Source organism: Flavobacterium sp. HBTb2-11-1, from assembly GCF_009826975.1.
GTDB lineage: Bacteria > Bacteroidota > Bacteroidia > Flavobacteriales > Flavobacteriaceae > Flavobacterium.
This window is the reverse complement of the sequence record NZ_WUMO01000003.1, coordinates 250,804-272,509: the sequence shown is the minus strand read 5'-3', so window position 1 is coordinate 272,509 and position 21,706 is coordinate 250,804. Positions and strand designations below refer to the sequence as shown.

Below are 21,706 nucleotides of genomic sequence, written 5' to 3'. Positions count from 1 at the left end.
TTCATAATCACTAATATAAAAAAATAGTTATGAAAAAACTTTTTAAACTTTTTTTGATGGGAATGCTTATACCATTGCTGTCTTTATTTTCCTGTTCAGATGAGTTTTTGAATGCTCCATCTGAAAATCAATTAACGCCAAGCGATCTGCCTGAAGGCGTTACCGCTTTTGACGGAATTGCCGAGAGCTTGTACTTTAAGCCTTGGTTTGCTTTTAACGATAAATTCCTGATTGCTGTAGGAGACATGTATGCCGGAAACGCCTTTACATTTGACGGTGCTTATGCACAGTTTAAAGATGCTCAGGTAACATCACAAAACCCGATTCTTACAGAAGGATATGTAGCCTTGTTTTCCGTTATCGATCAGTCTAATAATTTAATGAGTCTTGTCGAAGCTAGAAAAAGCGAACTTCCTGAAGCGTCGTATAAAAATGCTATTGCCATATCAAGATTCATGCGAGCAAATGCTTATTTCTATTTAGTTAGGACTTTTGGAGCTGTGCCTATCATCAATAAAGCGGGTTCTGCAGCACAGCCAAAAAGAAATCTTGTTGAAGATGTTTACAAATTCATCAAGCAGGATTTAGAATACGCGGCAGAAAATTTACCGGAAAAAGGATTAAAGAAAGGTTACGTGACTAAATATGCCGCAATGGGAATTTTAGCCAAAGTGCATTTAACTTTAAATGAATATACCCAATGCGCAGCTTTAACCCAGAAAATTATCGGAAATCAGTATACTTTAATTCAAGAATACGAAAATCTGTTCAGCAGTCCGGAAAATAATAATAGTGCAGAAAGTATGTTTGCTCTTCAATGGAAAGCTATTGCTACAGAATGGGGAACGCAAAACACTAATCAGGCGTATATTGTTCCGGGAGGTACAGGAATTACAGGCGGTGGTGACGGATGGGGAGTTTACCTTCCTTCTATTTCTTTACAAAATGGATTTGAGCCAAAAGATATCAGAAAAAAAAGCACAATCATGACGGATGGCGATTTTTACCCTGAATTATTAAAAAGTCAAGGCGGTTTTACCTATAAAAAAATATACTCTTCTACGGCGGCTAATTTTAGAAAATATATAGTAGGATCTGCTGCAGAAAGAAACGATGTATTCTTTATGAGAACTTCTCAAAACACGATTATTTTAAGATATTCTGATATTTTATTGATGAATTCTGAGGCAATTATGGCTGGAGCACCTTCCACTACTTCAGCTGCAGCTTTAAGCTCTTTTAATGAAGTAAGAAAAAGAGCAGGATTACCAATTAAAACAGTATTGACAAGAGATGAGCTGTTTAATGAGAGAAGAATTGAATTTGCTCTTGAAGGCCAATATTTCTTCGATTTAAAACGCCGCGGTCTGGCTGAAGCAACTGCGATTATCTCGCAGCAGGAAGTAGGTTTTTATTCTGATGATGCCAGAACAGAATTGGTTTCAAGAAAAATAACGCCTGGCAGCAATTATTTTGAACTTCCATTGCCTCAGTCTGCCATAGATACCAATCCATCATTATTAGAAGCTCCGGTTCCTTTTAACTTTAATAACTAAACTATGATCAATACAATAAAATATAGCATTCTACTACTTTTTGTGCTGGCTTCTTTTACAGCCTGCCAGAATGATGATGCAACTAGCGCAAACATAGATGCAATGGTTGCCGAACCAGGGGATTTACTAAATCAGGCCTTTCCAAACAATAAAGTAAGAGTTGAAGGAGAAGGTTTAACGGGATTAAAAAAGATTACACTCGATAATACTATTAATATTGCTTTTAATCCTAATTACAATTCAGACAAATCGTTTATTTTCACTATTCCTTTTGATGAAAAACTAGGAAGCAGATTTGGTGTGCAGCCTATTACTTTTACAACTGCAAATGGTTCTGTTACTAAAAACATTGAGATTCTACAGCCTGTACCTACAATTACCAAAACAACTCCTGCTGTTGCAACTCCAGGATTTCCGTTAGAAATCGAAGGAACTTGGTTTTATAATATTTCCTCTATTACCTTGGCAGGAAAAGAGGTAAGCTATACGGTAAAATCGTCATCTTCTATCATCATCGGTTTACCTGCAAATGCAGCTTCTGGATCAGAACTTGCCATTACTACACCAGGAGGAACAGCAAAAAAGACAATTGATTTTGCAACAATTATTCTAGTATCTGATTTTGACGGAAATGGTGCTAGAAAAGATTGGACATCTTATGGAGACGTAGAAAGCTTCAACACCAGTACAGCTGGAGGCCCGACTGGAAATTACACCACATTGGTTTGGGCAGGTTCAACTGCCAATGGCTACAACGGAAGCAGTGGCGGCGGAGGAGCCAGTTTCCTAAGCGCTTCCAATACAGATGCTGCAAAAGCTTATATTGATATTGACGTAAGCGCAAATGTTGCGGGCGCCCAATTTGCAATCCAGCTAAATACTATTGACGGAGTAAATTATGGCTATAATTTTAAAATTACGGATGTAAACTGGACTACAAAAACTATATCAATTGCTGATTTTAAAGACAACTATGGTTTTGGATCTAATACAGCTGCAAATTTAAATCCATCTAAAATCAACGAAATTAAAGTTGGAATTGCTCAGGGAGATACCCCTAACCCTAGTGCCATTAAATTTGATAATATTAAAATCCGCTATCAATAATTAATCTGGCATTTTAACTTTAAAAAGAGGCCGGTAAAACGGCCTCTTTATTAAATCGAATAAATAACTATAAATAAGGACATTCTATGAAAAAAGAATGTCCATAATACAAACAGTATGAAAAGTAAATTTTTATTAATGCTGGCCAGCCTCGTCTTTTTTTTAAATGCATGCTCGAAAGACGAGAACGAAACTGTTGAAACTCTAGAAACGCCAGTTGCCAATGCTCCAAAAGATGTAAATGATCATGGTTTTAAAGCAAAGTGGAATTATGTTTCCTATTCTAAAAGTTATCTTTTAGATGTTTCTACCGACGAAAATTTCACCTCTATTCTGCCAAACTATAATGCAAAAACTGTAACTGACTTAAACGAAGTCGTAGTAGGTTTAACTGGAGGAACGCAATATTATTACAGAGTGAGAGCTAAAAACGAAACTCAGATTTCAGATTATTCAAATGTAATTAGTGTTGTTACGACAGGCTCAAGCGGTATTCCTGAAGATCCCACTTTTTTAAAGGTAAAAGTAAATAAACTAGCCAATCCGTTTTTTGTTGGTATGGCGATAAAAGCTTCACAATTGACAAGCGGAAGTCCGTACGATGTGATCCTAAAAAATGAATTCAGCAGCATTTCTGCCGAATATGAAATGAAAATGGATCAGATCTCAACTGCAAGCGGTGTGTACAACTGGACAGTAGCCGACAAAATTGTTGCCTATGGAAATGCCAATAACATTAACGTACACGGCCATGCCCTAGTTTGGCATAATGCAGTACCACAATGGCTTAAAGATTTTTCTGGTACAGATGCCGAATTTGCTGCAGAAGTAAAAAAATACATTACAGATGTAGTGACACATTATGCAGGCAAAGTTAAATCTTGGGATGTGGTTAATGAAGCTGTAGATGACAGTGGTGCCATGAGAAATACTATTTTCTTGCAGCGAATGGGACCAAATTATGTTAAAGACTGTTTTCAATGGGCAAGAAATGCCGCTGTTGCTGCTGGTGATGCTTCTTTATTATTATTCTATAATGATTACGCTACCTCAACTAATACAGCAAAACAAGACAAAGTTTTTGGTTTACTGGATGATTTAAAAACAGCTAAAGTAATTGACGGTGTTGGTTTTCAGATGCACAATACCTATTTAAGTCCAACTAAAGCACAAATAGAAGCAGATCTTAACAAAGCAGTAGCAAAAGGCTTAAAAATTCATGTTTCAGAATTGGATATACAGGTAAACCAGTTTAATGATATTTCGACTTTTACAAATGAAAGAAGATTGGCTCAAAAAGCAAAATATAAAGAGATGGTGCAACTCTATAATGCTCTTCCAGCAGCAAACAAATACGCTTTGACAATTTGGGGAATGAGAGATAATGAATCATGGATTCCGTTCAGCACTGAACTGAATCACCCAGGCAATGACTGGCCTTTATTGTACGATTCTAATTTTGCGGTTAAAAGCTCACACACCGGATTTTTAGAAGGTTTACATTAAATCAAAAAAAAACAAATTTGAATTAGATCGGCAGCCATCTGCCCCAAAAAAAAACACCACTCATAACGGAGTGGTGTTTTTTGTTAGCAGCAATATGAAAAACGGCAGGGTTATTATAGCGCTCTTTTATAGACCGAAACTTGATCTACCCACATGATTGCAGTTGTAAACAAATTTATTTTATCAGGATTTATAAAACTGGAGTCATTTGACCCGACATTCATATTTAAAACAATATTATGCTTTTTGAAATTATTCAAATTCAATTTTGATACGCCGCTGTTTGCGTAAGCTGCAACAATAGTGTCATCAATTTTTATTGTTATGGTTATCGCATTATCTTTCATTCTTATAAAACATTCATATAAATGCCATCCATTGTTTCCATCAATATTAAAACTTCCTGGATATTGCCTTTCTGCCAGATTTCCCAATTGATTTTTTCCTACAACTGTTCCGTAAAAAAGATTAGAGGCAAATCGGGAAGCATTTGGAGCAAAAGAATAGCCTTCCATAATATCAATTTCGCCATATGTAGGCCATCCATCTTCCTGAACTGTCCAGAAGGCCGGCCATGCGCCATATGTTTGCGTAAATGACTTATAATTGGCTCCATCCATTGCCAGCAGTTTTATCGTGGCAGACAATCTGTATTCGGTATTATTTTCAGGCGTGTACTCATAAAGCGACTTCACAAGTCCTGACTGGTATTTGGTTGCGCTGAGCTTAGTTGTTTTAATTTCTAGACATCCTTTTCCGTCTCTAGATTGCACTGAAGGCACCGAACTTTTGTAATCGCAATATTTAGAATTATAGTCCGTACGTTGCACTTTTGTCCACTTTGAAAGCGAAATATCTGTCCCAAAAGTGTCTTCAAATTGTTTTATCCAATCAGATCCTGCGGCTTTATTAATCTTGGTGTTTGCATTTATCTCATCCTGTTTTTTCTCTGTGCCTGAATTTTCAAAACAAGAAGAAAATCCAACAGCACATGTTAGCATTAAGGCAACCTGACTTAATTTTTTCATGAAATGTTTTTTAGTTATTATTTAGTTTCTATTAAGGACTAAAAGTAACTTTATATAAAAAAACAGAATGCCACATTTGAGGCAGTTAATGCCATATATGTTGTATTTTCACTGTTGTGTGAGATACAGCTTGCAATAAAAATAATTTTACTCCAAATGATATCCGATTACAGTCTTATTTAAAGTTGGCACTATCAATAGCTTTTTTTCTTTGATATATTCAATATCTGCGGCAGCAATCTTTTCTTTTCCCAAATCAATAATGAGTTTTTTATTTTCTTTTGAATCAATGCAAAACACTTGTCCCTGCCATGCTCCAGAGACTATTAACCCGTTACCCATCACTGGAGATACCTAAATTATCAATTCCATTAAAAAACTTCATAAGCCTTACCTGTCGATTTATTAACCCCAAAAGCAGTTCGGCTTTTCATATTCAACACTAAAACTTCATCTTTTCTGCATAATAATCCATTGGCATAGAAAGAAAATCAGATTCAAGCCATACCTTTATTTCTCCATCAGATATTTTATAGATTTTATTATCAAAACAATCCGATATGTAAATGTCTCCGTTGGCATCTGATGTAACATCGTTGAAAAATTTTGCAGAATCCACTTTATATACTTTTTCTATTTTAGACGTATTGGTATTTATTTGCAAAACTTTATTAATATCAGCCACAAACAGTTTATTTTTAAATAAAGCCATTCCTTGCGGATTGTCCAGTCCATCAATCCATTTTAGAACTTCTATTTGTCCATTTGTTTTATTTTTTAAAACAATATATTACAAAATGGTTGTAAAAATCCTAACTTTAAGTTTAACAAATTCAATACCATACAAGTATAAAGCAACATTCAATTACTCTAAAGAAATGATTGAAAAAAGGGCTAAAATGTCCATAACATCATAGCCCTTGACTTATTTTTATTTTGCGTTTCTTTGTTCCTTCTACTTGCCGATGCAGAAATTGGCGAAGATATTCCCCAACAACTCATCATTAGAAACTTGACCTGTAATCAATCCGAATTGATACAGAGCTTCGCGAATATCTAGTGCCATAAGATCGCTTGAAAGACCTGACTCTAAACCAAATTTCACTTTCTGAATCTCATCTAAAGCTTTTAATAACGAATCATAATGTCTAGTATTAGTTACAATCGTTTCATTATTACGGAGTGCCCCTGTATTTACAAAAGTCAATAATTCATTTTTTAAATCCTCTACCCCTATTCTCTCTTTCGCAGAAATCAATAATAGTTTCGCATTTAGGTTTTGTAACTGATTCGTAATATTTGCTACTTCATCTGCAGATAAAATATCTTTTTTATTCACCACAATAATTAGCGGTTTTAGCGGATATTTGTTCTTAATCTGCTCAATTTCGTTTACGAATTCTGAACTTGAAGTTTGGAATTTCAATCCATCAAACAAATAAATTACAACCTGTGCCTGATCAATTTTTTCAAAAGTTTTCTTGATTCCTATGCTTTCTACAACATCTTTAGTGTCACGAATTCCCGCAGTGTCAATAAATCTAAATCCGATACCGCCAATTACCAATTCATCTTCAATCGTATCGCGCGTAGTTCCCGCAATGTCAGAAACGATTGCACGCTCTTCGTTTAATAAAGCATTTAACAAAGTTGATTTTCCAACATTTGGTTCGCCAACAATTGCGACTGGAATTCCGTTTTTAATTACATTTCCAACTGCAAACGAATCTATCAAACGTTTTAAAACAAATTCAATTCTATTTAATAATTCATGAAATTGCGTTCGGTCTGCAAATTCTACATCTTCTTCAGCAAAATCTAATTCCAATTCAATTAAAGAAGCAAAATTCAAAAGTTCTTCTCTCAGTTTTGCAATTTCATTACTGAATCCACCACGCATTTGCTGCATCGCAATTTGGTGAGAAGCTTCGTTATCTGACGAAATCAAATCAGCTACGGCTTCTGCCTGAGACAAATCCAATTTTCCATTTAAGAAAGCTCTCAATGTAAACTCACCTGCATCTGCCATTCTACAGCCATTTCGAAGCAATAACTGAATGATCTGCTGTTGGATATAAGTCGATCCATGACAAGAAATTTCAATTGTGTCTTCACCCGTGTAAGAGTTTGGACCTTTAAAAACAGAAACCAGCACTTCGTCTAGTGTTTTACTACCGTCTACAATATGTCCCAAGTGAAGCGTATGCGTTTTCTGTTTGGTTAAATCTTTGTTCTTAATAGATTTAAAAACCGAATTGCCAATGGTAATGGCATCGGCACCAGAAATACGAATTATGGCGATAGCTCCAGCTCCCGAAGGCGTAGCCAAAGCAACTATAGAATCTTGATTTATCATGCTGCAAAGGTATAAAAAAACGCTCAATTTCTTTTCTGTGTTAATGCGGCTGCATGCAAACAAGAAAATCTTCAAATTAATTAAGATTAATAAATTATTAATTGTTAAAATACTGATAAATATCAGGTTGTTTTCTTTGCAGAATGAGTAAATTTGAGAGACAAACTTTAATCTTACATACGATGAAAAAGATATTATTCCCAACCGATTTCTCTGATGCGGCTACCAATGCATTTGTCCATGCTTTAGAATTTGCTAAAGTGGTAAACGCCGAATTAATCTTACTTCATACATTCGAGATTCCTGTTTACGACAGCCAGTTTTTTCCAGAGAATTATGCTTCTATATACAGTTCAATCGAACTAGCAAAATTTGAAATGTTTAAGGATGAAATTCCGAAACTGCGAACTATTGCCGCTGAACGCAATTTAGAAGATATTGTGATCAAACACCGCCTAATGGATGGTGACCTAATTTATAATCTTAAAAATGCAGTCGAAGAAGACAGCATCGATTTTGTTATTATGGGAACGAACAGCGTTTCTGATTGGACGAAATTCTTTACGGGATCAAATACGGAATCTGTAATTTCAGGGGTTGAAGTTCCGGTTTTATGCATTCCTATCGATGCTAAATTCAAAAAGGTAAAAACAATTGGCTTTACCACACGCTACAGAGATAAAGACAAAAAAGAACTGAAAAAAGTCTTGAAGATTGCCAAAAAGACTGATGCTAAGGTTAAAAGCTTATATGTAAAAACATCTAATTCTGATGTTACAGAAGAAACCAGAAAAGAATTTGAAAAAGAATTCGCTGGAGAAAATGTTGAATTTTTAGTTCTGCCAAGTGATGATGTAAAAGAAACCATCCTTGATTTTGTGCTGTATAAAGACATTGACATTCTGACTACTATAACACACAAACGCTCTTTCTTTGAGAGCCTATTTGATTCTAGCTTTTCAAAAAAAATAGCCAAGGAAGTTCCTATTCCGATTTTGGTTATGCACGAAGATTAATAACAATGTTGATGATTTTATGACTTAAAAGCTATATTTGTATTCAAGCAAAATAATAGAATGAAAGCATATCCAGACAACGTTGCAAAATACACAGAACTCTATAATAAGACCAACAAAAAATACAACAGCATAAGCCTTTTGAGGCTCCTAAGTATTGCACTATTCTTGTTTTTTATGTTTTACTACATCAAAACAGATCAAATACTTTATGTTATTCTAGCTGTTTTATCTTTTGCTGGTTTTATTTTTTTAATGAAATTACATTCGAAAGTTTCATATCAAAAATTGCTGGTTCAAACACTGCTAAAAATCAATCAGAATGAAATTGCTTTTTTAAAACGAGAAAAAACGCCTTTTGAGAACGGAGCAGAATTTATCGATTTTCATCATCCCTATGCTTACGATTTGGATATTTTTGGAGAACATTCTTTATTTCAAAATATCAACCGGACAGCTTCTTTTATCGGTAAAAAAACGCTTGCCGAGCTCTTGCTCCATGCACTTCCTGAAGCTGAGATTTTAGAAAATCAAGAGGCTGTCAACGAATTGAAAAGTAAAATGGATTGGAGGCAAGAATTTCAAGCTTTGGCAATCATTAGTGAAGATTCTAGAGCATCTTATGAAGCCATAAAGCATTGGATTTCTTTTAAAAACAATTCATTACCTAAAGTTTTAATTGCATTATCATTTATTCTTCCGGTAACTTTTTTGGGGTTTTTGGTTGCGTATTTTATTACAACAAAAACTATTATACTTTCTTATTTAACGTACATTTTTATTGCTAACTTAATTGTCTTAGGAAGAGCTGTAAAAAGAATTCAATCGGAAATTGCAAAAGCTGATAATGTTGACAAAATCATAAAGCAATACAGTTTATTGATTGAAAAAATTGAACGTGAATCTTTCCATTCCAAAAAACTCATTCATTTACAAGAACAATTGAATTTTAAGAATGCAAAAGCTAGCCAGCATTTAAAACAGCTTTCTGAGTTGTTCTCAAGAATGGATACGATAAACAACTTTGTGACAGCCACTTTATTCAACGGAACATTCCTATTCAATCTTCATGTTTTAAGAGCGCTTTTAAAATGGAAAGAAGATTATGCATCAGAAATAAACCATTGGATTACAATTATAGGCGAAATCGAAGCTTTAAATAGTTTAGCTAATTTAGCCTACAATAATGAAGATTTTGTTTTCCCTGAAATTAATTCTGACTATAAAATTGAGTTTAAAAATTTAAGTCACCCTTTACTCAATCCAGCAACAAGAATTGGAAATGATACTCAATTTTTCCCACAATCTTTTGTGATTTTGACAGGATCTAATATGTCTGGGAAAAGTACGTTTTTGAGAAGTTTAGGAATCAATATGGTGCTTAGCGGAATAGGTTCAGTTGTTTGTGCATCAGAAGCTAAAGTCCATCCGCTTCCAGTTTTAGTTTCAATGCGATTATCAGATTCCTTGTCGGATTCTGAATCTTACTTTTTTGCTGAAATTAAACGTTTAAAGCAGATCATGGATGCGCTTGAAAATCAGCCTGCTTTTGTTTTATTGGATGAGATTTTAAGGGGCACAAACTCCGACGATAAAAGAAATGGAACAATTGAAGTAGTGAAAAAGATAATTTCTAAAAAAGCAATCGGAGCAATTGCCACTCACGACATAGAAGTTTGTCTGACCACAAATGAATATCCCGAAATTTTAACCAATCAATGTTTTGAAGTTGAAATTCAAAATAACGAACTGCATTTCGATTACAAACTAAGAAATGGAATCTGTAAAAATAAAAGCGCTACATTCTTGATGCAGAAAATGAACGTCATCTAATTGTGAATTGTAAATGGTAAAAGGTGAATTGTGAGATGTAAAATGTGTGATGTTGTGACGTAAGATGTGAGATGTAGAAAAAGCTTTGTCAAAGTTTTAAACTTTGTGACAAAGCTCTAATAGTTCTTATTCTTTGGAATTTGGAATTTAAAAAATTGGAGTTTTAAAAAATTAATTCTCTTCGTACATTTCCATCCACAAACGAGTTTCTTCTAGATCTAATTCTTTTTCTATTTTACGGAAGATTTCTTCGTTTACAGAACCTGATTTATGCATTGATTCTAGTTTTGCCCGTTCTACATTCAGCAAATCGATTTGAATTTTAGTGAAATCATTAAAAATTTCACCGCCAAGAAGTTTTCCGTTTCCAAAGAAGTTAGCAGGAAGTTCAGTTTTTTGAAGACGGTTGAATTTTACTTCATATTTGCTTTTAATGTTATGCAACAGTTCGTCATTCAGCAATGAGAAATTATCTTCTATATGCGCAATAGTTTCAGAAACAATCACATTTCGAACATTATATTCTTCCGCAAGTATCGAATAACGCTCGATTTTCAGTTTTTTAATCAACCACGGAAGTGTAAGACCTTGTATAACTAAAGTCGACAGAATAACACAGAAAACTAAATATATAATTAAATTTCGAAGTGGAAATGCTTCTGTTTTATTCAACATCAGTGGAAGCGCCAACGCAGCAGCCATAGAAACGACTCCGCGCATTCCAGACCAGCCAAAAATAATCATGTTTCGATAGTCAAAAGCTTCTTTTTCACGAATCCTTTTACTAATCATTCTCGGAATCATCGTTGCAGGAACAACCCATAAAAAACGAACCAAAATCACTACGATACTTATCACGGCTCCCCAGATAAATAATGAATTGCCAGAATAATTGCTAATTCCTGCGATAATCTGCCTCAATTGAAGTCCGATTAAGATAAAAATTAAACCATTAAGAATATTATTTAAAACATCCCAAATCGTATTCGACATAATTCGGCTTTCGTGAGAAAAGATTGTTCCTGATCTCGCCGCCAGAAAAAGGCCTGTAGTCACCACAGCCAAAACTCCTGAGCCTTCAAAATGCTCTGCCAGCAGATAAGAGGCAAATGGTGTTAAGAGTGTCAATGTCACCTCGATAATATCATCGCAAACAAATCTTTTATGAATGTAGAACATGATGTAACCAACAGTCAGACCTATTGCTATACCAAGAGCCGACATGAGTACAAAATTTAATCCCGCTTGCCATAGAACAAAATTTCCCGCTGTAATTGCCGTAAGGGCATATTTGTACGCTACAAGACCACTAGCATCGTTTACCAAACTTTCCCCTTCCAGAATTGCAATTAATCTCGGATTAAGCCCCAAGCCTTTTGTAATGGCTGTTGCCGAAACTGCATCAGGAGGCGAAACAATAGCGCCAAGCAAAAAAGCTAACGGCCAAGACATATCATCAATAAGCCAGTGCGCAAATACAGCAACTAAACCTGTCGTAAAAAAGACCAAACCTACAGCAGCAAAAGTTATAGGCCGAATCGATTGCTTAAAGTCGGACCAACTGGTGTGCCACGCGGCGTGATACAAAAGCGGCGGTAAGAATATAATAAATACAATTTCTGGACTCAAAGCAATTACAGGAAGTCCAGGAAAAATACTAATTACAACGCCACATAAAACCAAAACAATCGGAATTGGAAAATTATATCTTTTACTAACAAGACTAAGAAAAGCTACACCGAAAAGCAGCATGATGATTACGGTAATATTCTCCATTTATTCGCGGTATTTATTGATTTTTGGTTTATGGAATTTGGGCACTAAATTAAGATTTTATAACAACTAAATTAGATTAAGATTAAAAAAATAGAACTTCAATTTATTGACTTATATCAAACTTTTTACTTTTAAACCGCTTTAGATTTGCTTTCTATTATTTCAACAAAAAAAAATATGATAAGTACAGAATTAAGTCCGTTAGTGCAATTTGGATCTACTTAAAAATCCGCTTAAATCTGTAAAATCTGCGTGAAACTTTTCGACGCATTCTAAATAAAAAAAAAACCGAATCTTAAATTAAGATTCGGCTTTTGATTTTTATGATTCACAACTGCTGCAAGAAACCAGACTTGTAACCAATTCTTTAGAAACACTTTGGCTTCTTTGGTAATACAAACTTTTGATTCCTAATTGCCAAGCTTCAATCATTAAGCGATTTACCTCTTTAATTGGAAGTTCGGCTGGAATATTAAGATTTAAACTCTGCCCTTGATCAACAAATTTCTGGCGAATTGCCGCTTGCTGTACAATCTCCAACTGGCTTATTTCTTTGAATGTTTTAAATACATCTTTTTCGGTCTGAGAAAGCTGTGAAATATGCTGCACACTTCCACCATTTAGCATAATTCCTCTCCATATTTCCTCATTATCCAAACCTTTTTCTTCAAGCAATTTTTTCAGGTATTTATTTTTACGCATGAAATTCCCTTTGCTCAATCCCGCTTTGTAATAGTTGCTGCTGAAAGGCTCAATACCTGGTGAAGTCTGTCCTAAAATTGCTGAAGAAGAGGTTGTCGGCGCAATTGCCATTGTAGTGGTATTACGTCTGCCGTAGCCTTTTAACAATTCTGGTTCACCATAAATTCTAGCCAATTCCTGCGTTGCTTTATCGGCTTTATCACTTATGTGTTTGAAAATTTCAGTGGTTTTCATTTTAGCTTCCAAACCTTCAAACGGAATCATGTTTTTCTGCAAATAAGAATGCCACCCTAAAACGCCTAAACCAAGCGCACGGTGTCTTTTAGCAAATTTATTAGCTGCAGCAAGATAATAGTTGCCCTCTGTTTTTTCGATAAATTCCTGCAAAACGGCATCCAAGAAAAAGATTGCTAATTTAACTGCTTCCGTATCTTTCCATTCTTCATACAATTCCAAATTCATAGAAGACAAACAGCAGATAAATGATTCGTCTTGAGTTGACGGAAGCATAATCTCGCTGCACAAATTACTTGCATTAATGCGAAGATTTTGATCTTTATATACTTGTGGTTTACTTTTATTTACGTTATCACTAAAAAAGATATAAGGCAATCCTTTCTGCTGACGGCTTTCTAATACTTTTGCCCAAATTTGTCTTTTGTCAACATCTCCATCAATCATTTCCTGCATCCAATAATCTGGTACGCAAATTCCGGTAAATAAATTCTGAATTGGATTTCCAATACTTTTGATCTTTAAAAATTCTTCTATATCTGGGTGGTCTACATCTAAATACGCAGCAAATGCACCGCGACGAACTCCACCTTGCGAAATGGTGTCCATTGCCGTATCAAAAAGTTTCATAAAACTAACCGCCCCACTACTTTTTCCGTTATCCGTTACAGCGCTTCCACGTTCGCGCAATTCGCCAAAATAACCAGAAGTTCCACCTCCAATTTTGGTCTGCATAATCACCTCTCCTAATTTATGAGTGATGCCTTCAATTTTATCTGGAACATGCACATTAAAACAAGAAATCGGCAAACCTCTTTCTGTTCCCATATTGGCCCAAACTGGCGAACTAATACTCATCCAGCCTCTTTCGATCATTTCCACGAAAGATTCTTTCAACTCTGGTTTGTACAGCCTTCTAGCAGCTGCTGTACAAATTCTATCAATTGCTCCTTCTACAGTTTCTCCTTTTAAAAGATAACCGCGGTTTAAAATCTGTTCGCTTTCAGAATTTTTCCACCACATTTTACTATCGTTTTGTGGTTCAAAATTATTTGCTGGGTTTGTGTCTGTCGTATTCATATGTATTATCGGCTTGTATTAGAAAAGATCGTTTGCAGTGATACTTTTATCGTGTTTTGTATATTCTACAGGACGTTTTGCAAAGAAATCATCTAGACTGTTTGCAAAAACCTCTTCTTCAAACCAAGTCATTTTTGAGTATTCTTCTGGAGAAACATTAAAAATAGTTTCGATATTGATTTGTTTTAAACTTTCGTCAATTCTAAATTTCATGAAGTTTACCAAATCTTCTTTATTTATAGTTTCAACAGCACCATTTTCGAAAATCCAATCTAAAATATCAGCTTCAACACCAATAGATTCTTTAACTGTTTCTCTTACCAATTCTAGAGTTTCTGCATCAAAATATTCTGGGAATTCTTCACGGATTTTATTGATAATATAAATTCCGCCATTGGCATGAATCTGCTCATCGATTGAAGTCCACGCAATAATATTGCTCACGTTTTTCATATATCCTTTAAATCTGGTAAATGACAACAAAATGGCAAACTGACTAAATAATGAAACGTTTTCTATTAAAATACTGAACAGAATCAACGAAACCATATATTTTCTGTTGTCCTGAGATTTAGTGTCTTTCAGCACATTCGAAAGATAGTCTACGCGTCTTCGTATTACAGGAACATCCAATAATTTTTCAAATTCGTCATTATAGCCTAAAACTTCCAACAAACGGGAATAAGCTTCTGAATGTCTAAATTCACATTCTGCAAAAGTGGTTCCTAACCCATTAAATTCTGGTTTTGGAAAATGCTCATATATATTGCCCCAAAAACTTTTTACAGCTACCTCAATCTGTGCAATTGCCAACAAACTATTTTTGATTGCTGTTTTTTCAGCCAGATTCAAATGCGCATGAAAGTCTTGCGTATCGGCAGTAAAATCTACTTCAGTGTGTACCCAGTAAGCTTTATTGATCGCTTCAGTAAATTGCAGAACCTCAGGATATTCAAAAGGTTTATAATTGATTCTTTTATCGAAAATTGACATAATATATAGAGTTTTAAGTGACTACTTTGAAATAGGAATGCGAGCGCTCAAGTTGGGGAGTGGTATTAGCGTGATTTCTATAATTACAAATTTAGCCCACAGTTATTCGTTTGTCCAATTTTAGATGTTAAAAATCTGTACAATTATCAACAGTTTTAAAACTCCAAATATTCATGATTTTATAAATCTTATCAACATGAAAATCCTTTTATGTAATTCACAATGAACTAGCATTTTCCCTAAAATTAAGGTGAGGTTATCAACATGAAAAATTGAGTTTTTCGCGGGTGGAAATCACAACAGTTATCAACATTCTCATTTTGGAAATAGAAATTTGAAAGGCAATTCCAATTGAAAAAAACGCTAATTATTAATAATTATTCTAAATAATTTATATTCGGCAAAAAACACAAGTAACTTTATTCCAAACATTTACATTTAAATCTGACTTTAAAAAAAGTAATTGTGCACGAAATGCTGCCTAAAAACAGCAAAACAGCAACAAAACATTAGTCTGTTGCGCTTAACGTCTTAAAGAAGAAAAAAATTCAAAACTGACTTTTACTTTGGCGATCCTTGTCTAGTAGAAGAACTCAATTGTAAATTCTTTTTTACTGTAAATTATTCTTGCATTAAGAATATAAATTTTTACATTTGCTTTTATTTTTATTTATTCTAAATAGAGTGAAGATATTCTCAAAAATAAATTGATCTTGTACAATTCAATAACTATAAATTATCCAAATATGAAAAAGAGCCTTTTTGTTTCTTTTGCATTTGCTGCTTCTTTGTTTGTAAGTGCACAGCAAAAAAACTCGCTTTTAGACGCAGCTTTCTGGAAAACTTCACCAACTGTTGAAACGGTTCAGGCAGAAATCGCTAAAGGAAATAATCCAGCTGAAGCTAATGCTAATGCATTTGATGTGACGACCTTAGCGATTAATAACGATGCTCCTTTTGCAACTATCAAATTTTTAGTTGAACAGCCTGGAAATTCAGTTACAAAATTAACTCATGACAATCGTATTTATCTGCATTGGGCCGCTTATAGAGGAAATACGGAATTGGTGCAATATTTAATTGCAAACGGTTCTGATGTAAATTTTGAAGACAGCCACGGAACTGCCCCTGCTGATTTTGCTGCTTCAAGCGGACAGTCAAATCCGGCCCTTTATGATTCTTTTTTTAAAGCTGGACTTAATCCGACGAAAAAATATGCTAATGGTGCAAACCTTCTGCTTTTAACTATAGCCTCTGACAAAGATTTAAAAGCGGCAGACTATTTTTCTACTAAAGGAATGTCTTTAAAAGATGTTGATAATGATGGAAACACAGCTTTCTCTTATGCCGCGAGATCTGGAAATATTGCTCTTTTGAAAAAACTTTTAGAAAAAGGAATTAAACCAACAGATGGTGCTCTTTTATTTGCTGCACAAGGAAGCCGAAGAGAAACTAATACTCTTGAAACTTATAAATATTTGGTTGAAGAAGTAAAAATTAAGGTTATAGCTCAAAACAAAGCAGGACAAAACGTATTGCATATTTTGGCAGGAAAACCAAATCAGACAGAGATTTTTCAATATTTCTTAACAAAAGGAGCTGATCTAAACAAAGCCGACAAAGAAGGAAATACTCCACTAATGGCTGCTGCATCTACAAGAGCAACGGGAGTTTTAGAACTTTTCCTTCCAAAAGTTAAAAATATAAATGCTCAAAATCTAAAAGGAGAATCGGCTTTGACTTTTGCTGTAAAAAACGGATCTCCAGAAGCTGTAAATTTACTTTTGGCTAAAGGTGCCGATGTAAATGTAAAAGACAAAGACGGAAACAACTTAGGCGTTTATTTAGTACAATCTTATCGCCCGGCAGGAAGAGAAAAAGCTGCAACAGATCCTTTTGATGCAAAAGCAAAACTGCTTCAGGAAAATGGTTTGGACTTAGCAGCTCCCCAAAAAGATGGAAACACTTTATATCATTTAGCCATTACTAAAAATGATGTTTCGCTTCTTAAAAAAATTACCGATTTAAAAGTAGATATCAATGCTAAAAATAAAGACGGTTTAACGGCTTTGCACAGAGCGGCGATGACTTCTAAAGATGATGCTATTTTAAAATATTTAGTTTCTGCTGGAGCTAAAAAAGACATCAGCACAGAATTTGACGAAACAGCTTATGCTTTGGCTAAAGAAAATGAAGTGCTTACCAAAAATAATATCTCAGTTGAGTTTTTAAAATAACTTTTACATAGTTATGAGTTTTGAGTTATGAATTATGAGTTAAAAATCTAAGTCATAATCCAAAACGCAAAACTCATAACTCATAATTTATAATTTATAACTAAATTTCATGAAATCACTATTAAAAATTGCTCTTACCAGCGCTTTTATCTTTTTAGTTTCTTTCCAATCTCAAGCACAATCGAGCAAATATAAAATCATGCTTCAAATGAACAACTATATGGGAGAAGGTGCTTATATCGTTGTTTCGTTAGTTAATTCGGCTGGTGAATACGAAAAAACGCTTTATGTAATGGGCGATGATAAAAAATGGTACAAATCATTAAAAGAATGGAATAAATTCCATTCTAAGAAAAACGAAGACATCAGTGCTAAAACTGGCGCTTCTGTAACTGGTGGAGACCGTAGTGTAACGACAATCGAAATCGAGAATTCTAAAATCAATAAAGGATATAAATTGCGTTTTGAGTCGGCTGTCGAAGATCAGAAATATTATGTAAGCGATCTTGAAGTTCCGCTTACAACTGAAGGTTTGGCAGATAAAACAGATGGTAAAGGCTACATCAAATATGTAAGATTAAACAAAATATAATCTTAAGCACATTATTTTTTAACCTTACAATGAGTACAAATTTTATTTTTGTGCTTAGAATTAAAATCTGAGCTTTGTCATCGTTTTTAACCTTGACAAAGCTTTAAACGTTTTTATAATAGAATACACTCAATGACTCTTTCTTTCTGGCGTTATGCACACTTGGCTCTAGCCTTATTTTCTTCTCTTTTTTTGCTTTTGGCTTCGGTGACCGGAATTATTCTGGCGGTCGATGCAGTTCAGGAAAAAACACTTCCTTACAAAGCTGAAAATTTTAATGAAATAACTTTAGGCGAAACACTGTCAGTTTTAAAAAAAGAGTACTCTGAAATTACAGAATTGAGCGTAGATTACAATCAGTTTGTAACCCTTCAAGCTATTGACGCTGATGGAAATGATGTTAAGGCATACATTGATCCAAAAACAGGAAAAGCATTAGGAACTCCAGCAAAGAAATCCGAATTCATAAATTGGATTACGAGTTTGCACCGTTCGCTGTTTCTTCATGAAGCAGGACGTTTTTTTGTAGGGATAATTTCTTTTTGCTTACTATTAATAGCCATTTCTGGTTTTGTTCTGGTTCTAAAAAGACAGCGTGGCATTCGAAATTTCTTTTCTAAAATAATCAAAGAATACTTTGCTCAATATTACCATGTGCTTCTAGGAAGATTGGCTCTTATACCTATTTTGATTATTGCACTTACAGGAACCTATTTATCACTCGAAAGATTCAACTTTTTTATGGGTGAAGAAAAAGCAAAACCTGTAAAAACAGAACTTTCAGAAAAAGCAAAAACAGTTTCAATCTTTAAAACGACTTTATTATCTGATGTAAAGAAAATCGAATTTCCTTTTACAGATGATCCTGAAGAGTATTATATTATTGAATTGAAAGATCGAGAAGTAGAAGTCAATCAGGTTACAGGAGCTGTAATTTCTGAAAAACGTTCTCCAATGACGGCGCAATTTGCGGCATTAAGCCTTGATCTTCATACGGGAAGAATTAACGGAATTTGGGCTGTAATCTTAGCAGTTGCTTGTATCAATATTCTATTCTTTATTTATTCTGGTTTTGCAATTACTTTGAAAAGAAGGTCAAGCCGAATTAAGAATAAATTTAAAGCAAGCGAGAGTACTTTTATACTTTTAGTAGGTTCTGAAAACGGAAGCACTTTCCGATTTGCCAATTCAATTCAAAAACAATTAATTGACCGTGGACAAAAGGTTTTTGTAAGCGAATTGAATAAATTTACAGCTTATCCAAAGGCAGAACATATTCTTGTATTTACGTCAACGCATGGTTTGGGAGATGCGCCTTCTAACGGAACACAACTTAAATCTTTAATAGAAAAACAAAACCAAGAACAGCGTATTAATTTCTCTGTGGTTGGTTTTGGTTCTAAATCTTATCCTGACTTTTGCCAATTTGCAATTGAAATTGACCAGCTTTTAGGAAAACAAAAATGGGCAGACCGTTATTTAGATCTGAAAACGGTCAATGATAAATCGGCTGTTGAATTTGTAGAATGGGTAAAATTATGGAGCGAAAAAACGGGAATTCCGTTGGCGACAACTCCGTCATTATATAACCACGTTCCAAAAGGTTTACAAAAATTTATGGTTTTGGATAAAACACCAATTTCTGAAACCGAACATACTTTTATTCTGACTTTAAAATCTAATGCCAGAACTAAATTTAGCTCAGGCGATTTACTGGCAATTTATCCTGCCAACGATTCTAGAGAGCGCCTCTACTCTATAGGAAATCATTCTGGCAATATTCAGCTTGTTGTAAAATTACATCCAAACGGATTGGGTTCTGGATTTTTGAATGCTTTAGAACCTGGAAATATAATTAAAGCACAAATTGTAAAAAATCCTGCTTTTCATCTTCCGAAAAAAGCTTCAAAAGTGGCTTTTATTTCTAACGGAACTGGAATTGCTCCTTTCTTAGGTATGATTGAACAGAATAAAACAAAACAAGAGCTTCATCTCTACAGCGGATTCAGAATGGAAACGCCAACACTAATGGCTTATAAAAAGTTTTCTGCGATCATGATACAGAAAGAACATCTGGAAAATTTTCATGTTGCATTATCTCGCGAAGCAGAGCATATTTATGTAATGGATTTGATTAAAAGAGATGCTAATTTCTTCGTGAATGTATTGAAAAAAGATGGTGTCATTATGATTTGCGGTTCTCTTGCAATGCAAAAAGATGTAGAAAATGTTCTAAGTGAATTATGTTTATCAAAAGGATTAAAAACACTCTCTGAATACAAAGCCAATAAACAATTTGTGACGGACTGTTATTGATTGTTGATTTTAGATTGTTGATTTTAGATTTTAGATTCTTGATTTCTAATTTCTAATTTTTAATTTTTAAGTCTAAAACAAATCCCAGAGGGATGACATATTTATAGATTTAATTTTATCTGAATACAGCTAAAGCCCCAGAGGGCGACATACATAATCTACAGATATCGCTCCTCAGGAGCTTTATTCATAGGTGTCAAATCTATTTCTATAAATATTATGCTCCTCCGGAGCCTTTTTAAAACCCTATAAAAAGATTTTCATGCATAAATTATTATCATATAAAATTTCATTATTTTTTTTAATCGCTTACTGTGTATCTACACATTCTCAAGTATTACGAAAAAGGACAACGCTTTTGATGGGCGGACGTTTTGATATTTCTATTGTAGATAAAGATTCGCTTTCTGCGGAAAAAAATATAGATGAAGTTATTGCAGAAATCACTAGAATTGAATATTTAATCTCCGATTGGAAACCCACTACTCAGATTTCTGAAGTCAATCAGAATGCTGGAATTAAACCTGTGAAAGTAGATCGAGAAGTTTTTGAGTTGACTAAAAGAGCTATCAAACTTTCTGAAATTACAAATGGCGGTTTTGATATTAGTTTTGCGGCAATGGACAGAATCTGGAAATTTGACGGTTCGATGACCGAAATGCCTTCGGCGGACGCCATAAAAAAATCGGTTGAAAAAGTGGGCTATAAAAACATTATCTTAGACAGTACAGAATCGACCATTTTCTTGAAATTGAAAGGAATGAAAATTGGTTTTGGCGCTTTGGGAGAAGGTTACGCAACCGATAAATGCCGTGCGATGATGATTGCAAAAGGCGTTCAAGCCGGAATTATAAATGGTTCTGGAGATATGAGCACTTGGGGAAAACAACCCAATGGAAAAGACTGGAAAATCGGAATTACAAATCCGTTTAAACCTGAAAAGATTTTGGCTGCAATTCCGCTTAAAGAAGGTGCTGTCACAACCTCGGGCAGTTATGAGAAGTTTGTTGTTTTTAACGGAAAACGTTATTCGCATATTATAAATCCAGCAACGGGTTATCCTGCCACTGGATTATGCAGTGTAACTGTCTTTGGCCCAAATGCAGAAACCGCTAACGGATTAAGCACTTCGATGATGGTTTTAGGTCAGAAAGAAGGTTTGCTTCTGCTTCAGAAATTTCCCGATTACAGCTGTGTTCTGATTACGGATAAAGGGAAAATTGTTAAGTCTAAAAACTTTCCTTATAAGTTATGAATTGTGAGTTATGAATTACTTCCAGCTAAAGCTGGAGGCAATTCATAAATAAGTTTTTACTCTTAGCTCCCGATAGCTATTGGCATTACGAGATTATTTTGACTACATTAGCAATAGAA

Annotated in this window: 16 protein-coding genes; 9 read left to right on the top strand and 7 right to left on the bottom strand. The window is 34.4% G+C overall.

Annotated features, from left to right (window positions below; all coding sequences use genetic code 11):
* Positions 1 to 29 precede the first annotated feature (29 nt).
* The 3 genes from GR162_RS08365 (at position 30) to GR162_RS08355 (ending at position 4,169) form a co-directional block, all read left to right on the top strand.
* Positions 30 to 1,556 carry a RagB/SusD family nutrient uptake outer membrane protein gene (locus GR162_RS08365; protein ID WP_160781758.1) on the top strand — a complete coding sequence of 509 codons (1,527 nt, stop codon included), beginning with the start codon at positions 30 to 32 and terminating at the stop codon, positions 1,554 to 1,556.
* A gap of 3 nt (positions 1,557 to 1,559) precedes the next feature.
* Entirely contained in the window at positions 1,560 to 2,663 is a 1,104-nt protein-coding gene (locus tag GR162_RS08360; protein ID WP_160781757.1) for a CIA30 family protein, read from the top strand.
* A 117-nt stretch (positions 2,664 to 2,780) separates the two neighbouring features.
* Positions 2,781 to 4,169 (top strand): endo-1,4-beta-xylanase, encoded by a 1,389-nt coding sequence (locus GR162_RS08355; RefSeq protein ID WP_160781756.1) that lies wholly within the window; start codon positions 2,781 to 2,783, stop codon positions 4,167 to 4,169.
* Positions 4,170 to 4,282: 113 nt separating this feature from the next.
* Here the strand turns inward: GR162_RS08355 and GR162_RS08350 are convergent, their stop codons facing one another.
* The 4 genes from GR162_RS08350 to mnmE all read right to left on the bottom strand — a co-directional run bounded on the left by GR162_RS08350 (position 4,283) and on the right by mnmE (position 7,553).
* Entirely contained in the window at positions 4,283 to 5,197 is a 915-nt protein-coding gene (locus tag GR162_RS08350; RefSeq protein ID WP_160781755.1) for a family 16 glycosylhydrolase, read from the bottom strand.
* Between the two features lie 147 nt (positions 5,198 to 5,344).
* Positions 5,345 to 5,539: a hypothetical protein gene (locus GR162_RS08345; RefSeq protein WP_160781754.1), complete on the bottom strand. Its 195-nt coding sequence runs from the start codon at positions 5,537 to 5,539 to the stop codon at positions 5,345 to 5,347.
* Positions 5,540 to 5,639: 100 nt separating this feature from the next.
* Positions 5,640 to 5,909 carry a hypothetical protein gene (locus tag GR162_RS08340; RefSeq protein WP_160781753.1) on the bottom strand — a complete coding sequence of 90 codons (270 nt, stop codon included), beginning with the start codon at positions 5,907 to 5,909 and terminating at the stop codon, positions 5,640 to 5,642.
* 243 nt (positions 5,910 to 6,152) lie between these two features.
* Positions 6,153 to 7,553, bottom strand: a complete 1,401-nt coding sequence (mnmE, locus tag GR162_RS08335; RefSeq protein ID WP_160781752.1) for a tRNA uridine-5-carboxymethylaminomethyl(34) synthesis GTPase MnmE — start codon at positions 7,551 to 7,553, stop codon at positions 6,153 to 6,155.
* A gap of 182 nt (positions 7,554 to 7,735) precedes the next feature.
* On the opposite strand from mnmE, the gene GR162_RS08330 reads away from it, so the two are divergent.
* Together GR162_RS08330 and GR162_RS08325 are read left to right on the top strand one after the other, a co-directional pair.
* Positions 7,736 to 8,569 (top strand): universal stress protein, encoded by an 834-nt coding sequence (locus GR162_RS08330; RefSeq protein ID WP_160781751.1) that lies wholly within the window; start codon positions 7,736 to 7,738, stop codon positions 8,567 to 8,569.
* A gap of 60 nt (positions 8,570 to 8,629) precedes the next feature.
* Positions 8,630 to 10,402 (top strand): DNA mismatch repair protein, encoded by a 1,773-nt coding sequence (locus GR162_RS08325; RefSeq protein WP_160781750.1) that lies wholly within the window; start codon positions 8,630 to 8,632, stop codon positions 10,400 to 10,402.
* 171 nt (positions 10,403 to 10,573) lie between these two features.
* Here the strand turns inward: GR162_RS08325 and GR162_RS08320 are convergent, their stop codons facing one another.
* From GR162_RS08320 to GR162_RS08310, 3 genes are all read right to left on the bottom strand, one after another.
* Positions 10,574 to 12,178: a Na+/H+ antiporter gene (locus GR162_RS08320; RefSeq protein WP_160781749.1), complete on the bottom strand. Its 1,605-nt coding sequence runs from the start codon at positions 12,176 to 12,178 to the stop codon at positions 10,574 to 10,576.
* Positions 12,179 to 12,499: 321 nt separating this feature from the next.
* On the bottom strand, positions 12,500 to 14,194 hold the full coding sequence (locus tag GR162_RS08315; RefSeq protein WP_160781748.1) for a ribonucleoside-diphosphate reductase subunit alpha: 1,695 nt from the start codon (positions 14,192 to 14,194) through the stop codon (positions 12,500 to 12,502).
* 18 nt (positions 14,195 to 14,212) lie between these two features.
* Entirely contained in the window at positions 14,213 to 15,187 is a 975-nt protein-coding gene (locus tag GR162_RS08310) for a ribonucleotide-diphosphate reductase subunit beta (protein ID WP_008467402.1), read from the bottom strand.
* Between the two features lie 746 nt (positions 15,188 to 15,933).
* On the opposite strand from GR162_RS08310, the gene GR162_RS08305 reads away from it, so the two are divergent.
* The 4 genes from GR162_RS08305 (at position 15,934) to GR162_RS08290 (ending at position 21,587) form a co-directional block, all read left to right on the top strand.
* The gene (locus GR162_RS08305) at positions 15,934 to 17,424 is read left to right on the top strand and encodes an ankyrin repeat domain-containing protein (RefSeq protein WP_160781747.1); all 1,491 of its coding nucleotides are present in this window, start codon (positions 15,934 to 15,936) and stop codon (positions 17,422 to 17,424) included.
* 109 nt (positions 17,425 to 17,533) lie between these two features.
* Positions 17,534 to 18,016 carry a DUF2271 domain-containing protein gene (locus GR162_RS08300; protein WP_160781746.1) on the top strand — a complete coding sequence of 161 codons (483 nt, stop codon included), beginning with the start codon at positions 17,534 to 17,536 and terminating at the stop codon, positions 18,014 to 18,016.
* Positions 18,017 to 18,148: 132 nt separating this feature from the next.
* Complete coding sequence (locus tag GR162_RS08295; RefSeq protein ID WP_160781745.1) at positions 18,149 to 20,332, top strand: PepSY domain-containing protein; 2,184 nt, start codon at positions 18,149 to 18,151, stop codon at positions 20,330 to 20,332.
* 262 nt (positions 20,333 to 20,594) lie between these two features.
* Entirely contained in the window at positions 20,595 to 21,587 is a 993-nt protein-coding gene (locus GR162_RS08290) for an FAD:protein FMN transferase (protein ID WP_160781744.1), read from the top strand.
* The last annotated feature ends 119 nt before the right edge of the window (positions 21,588 to 21,706 follow it).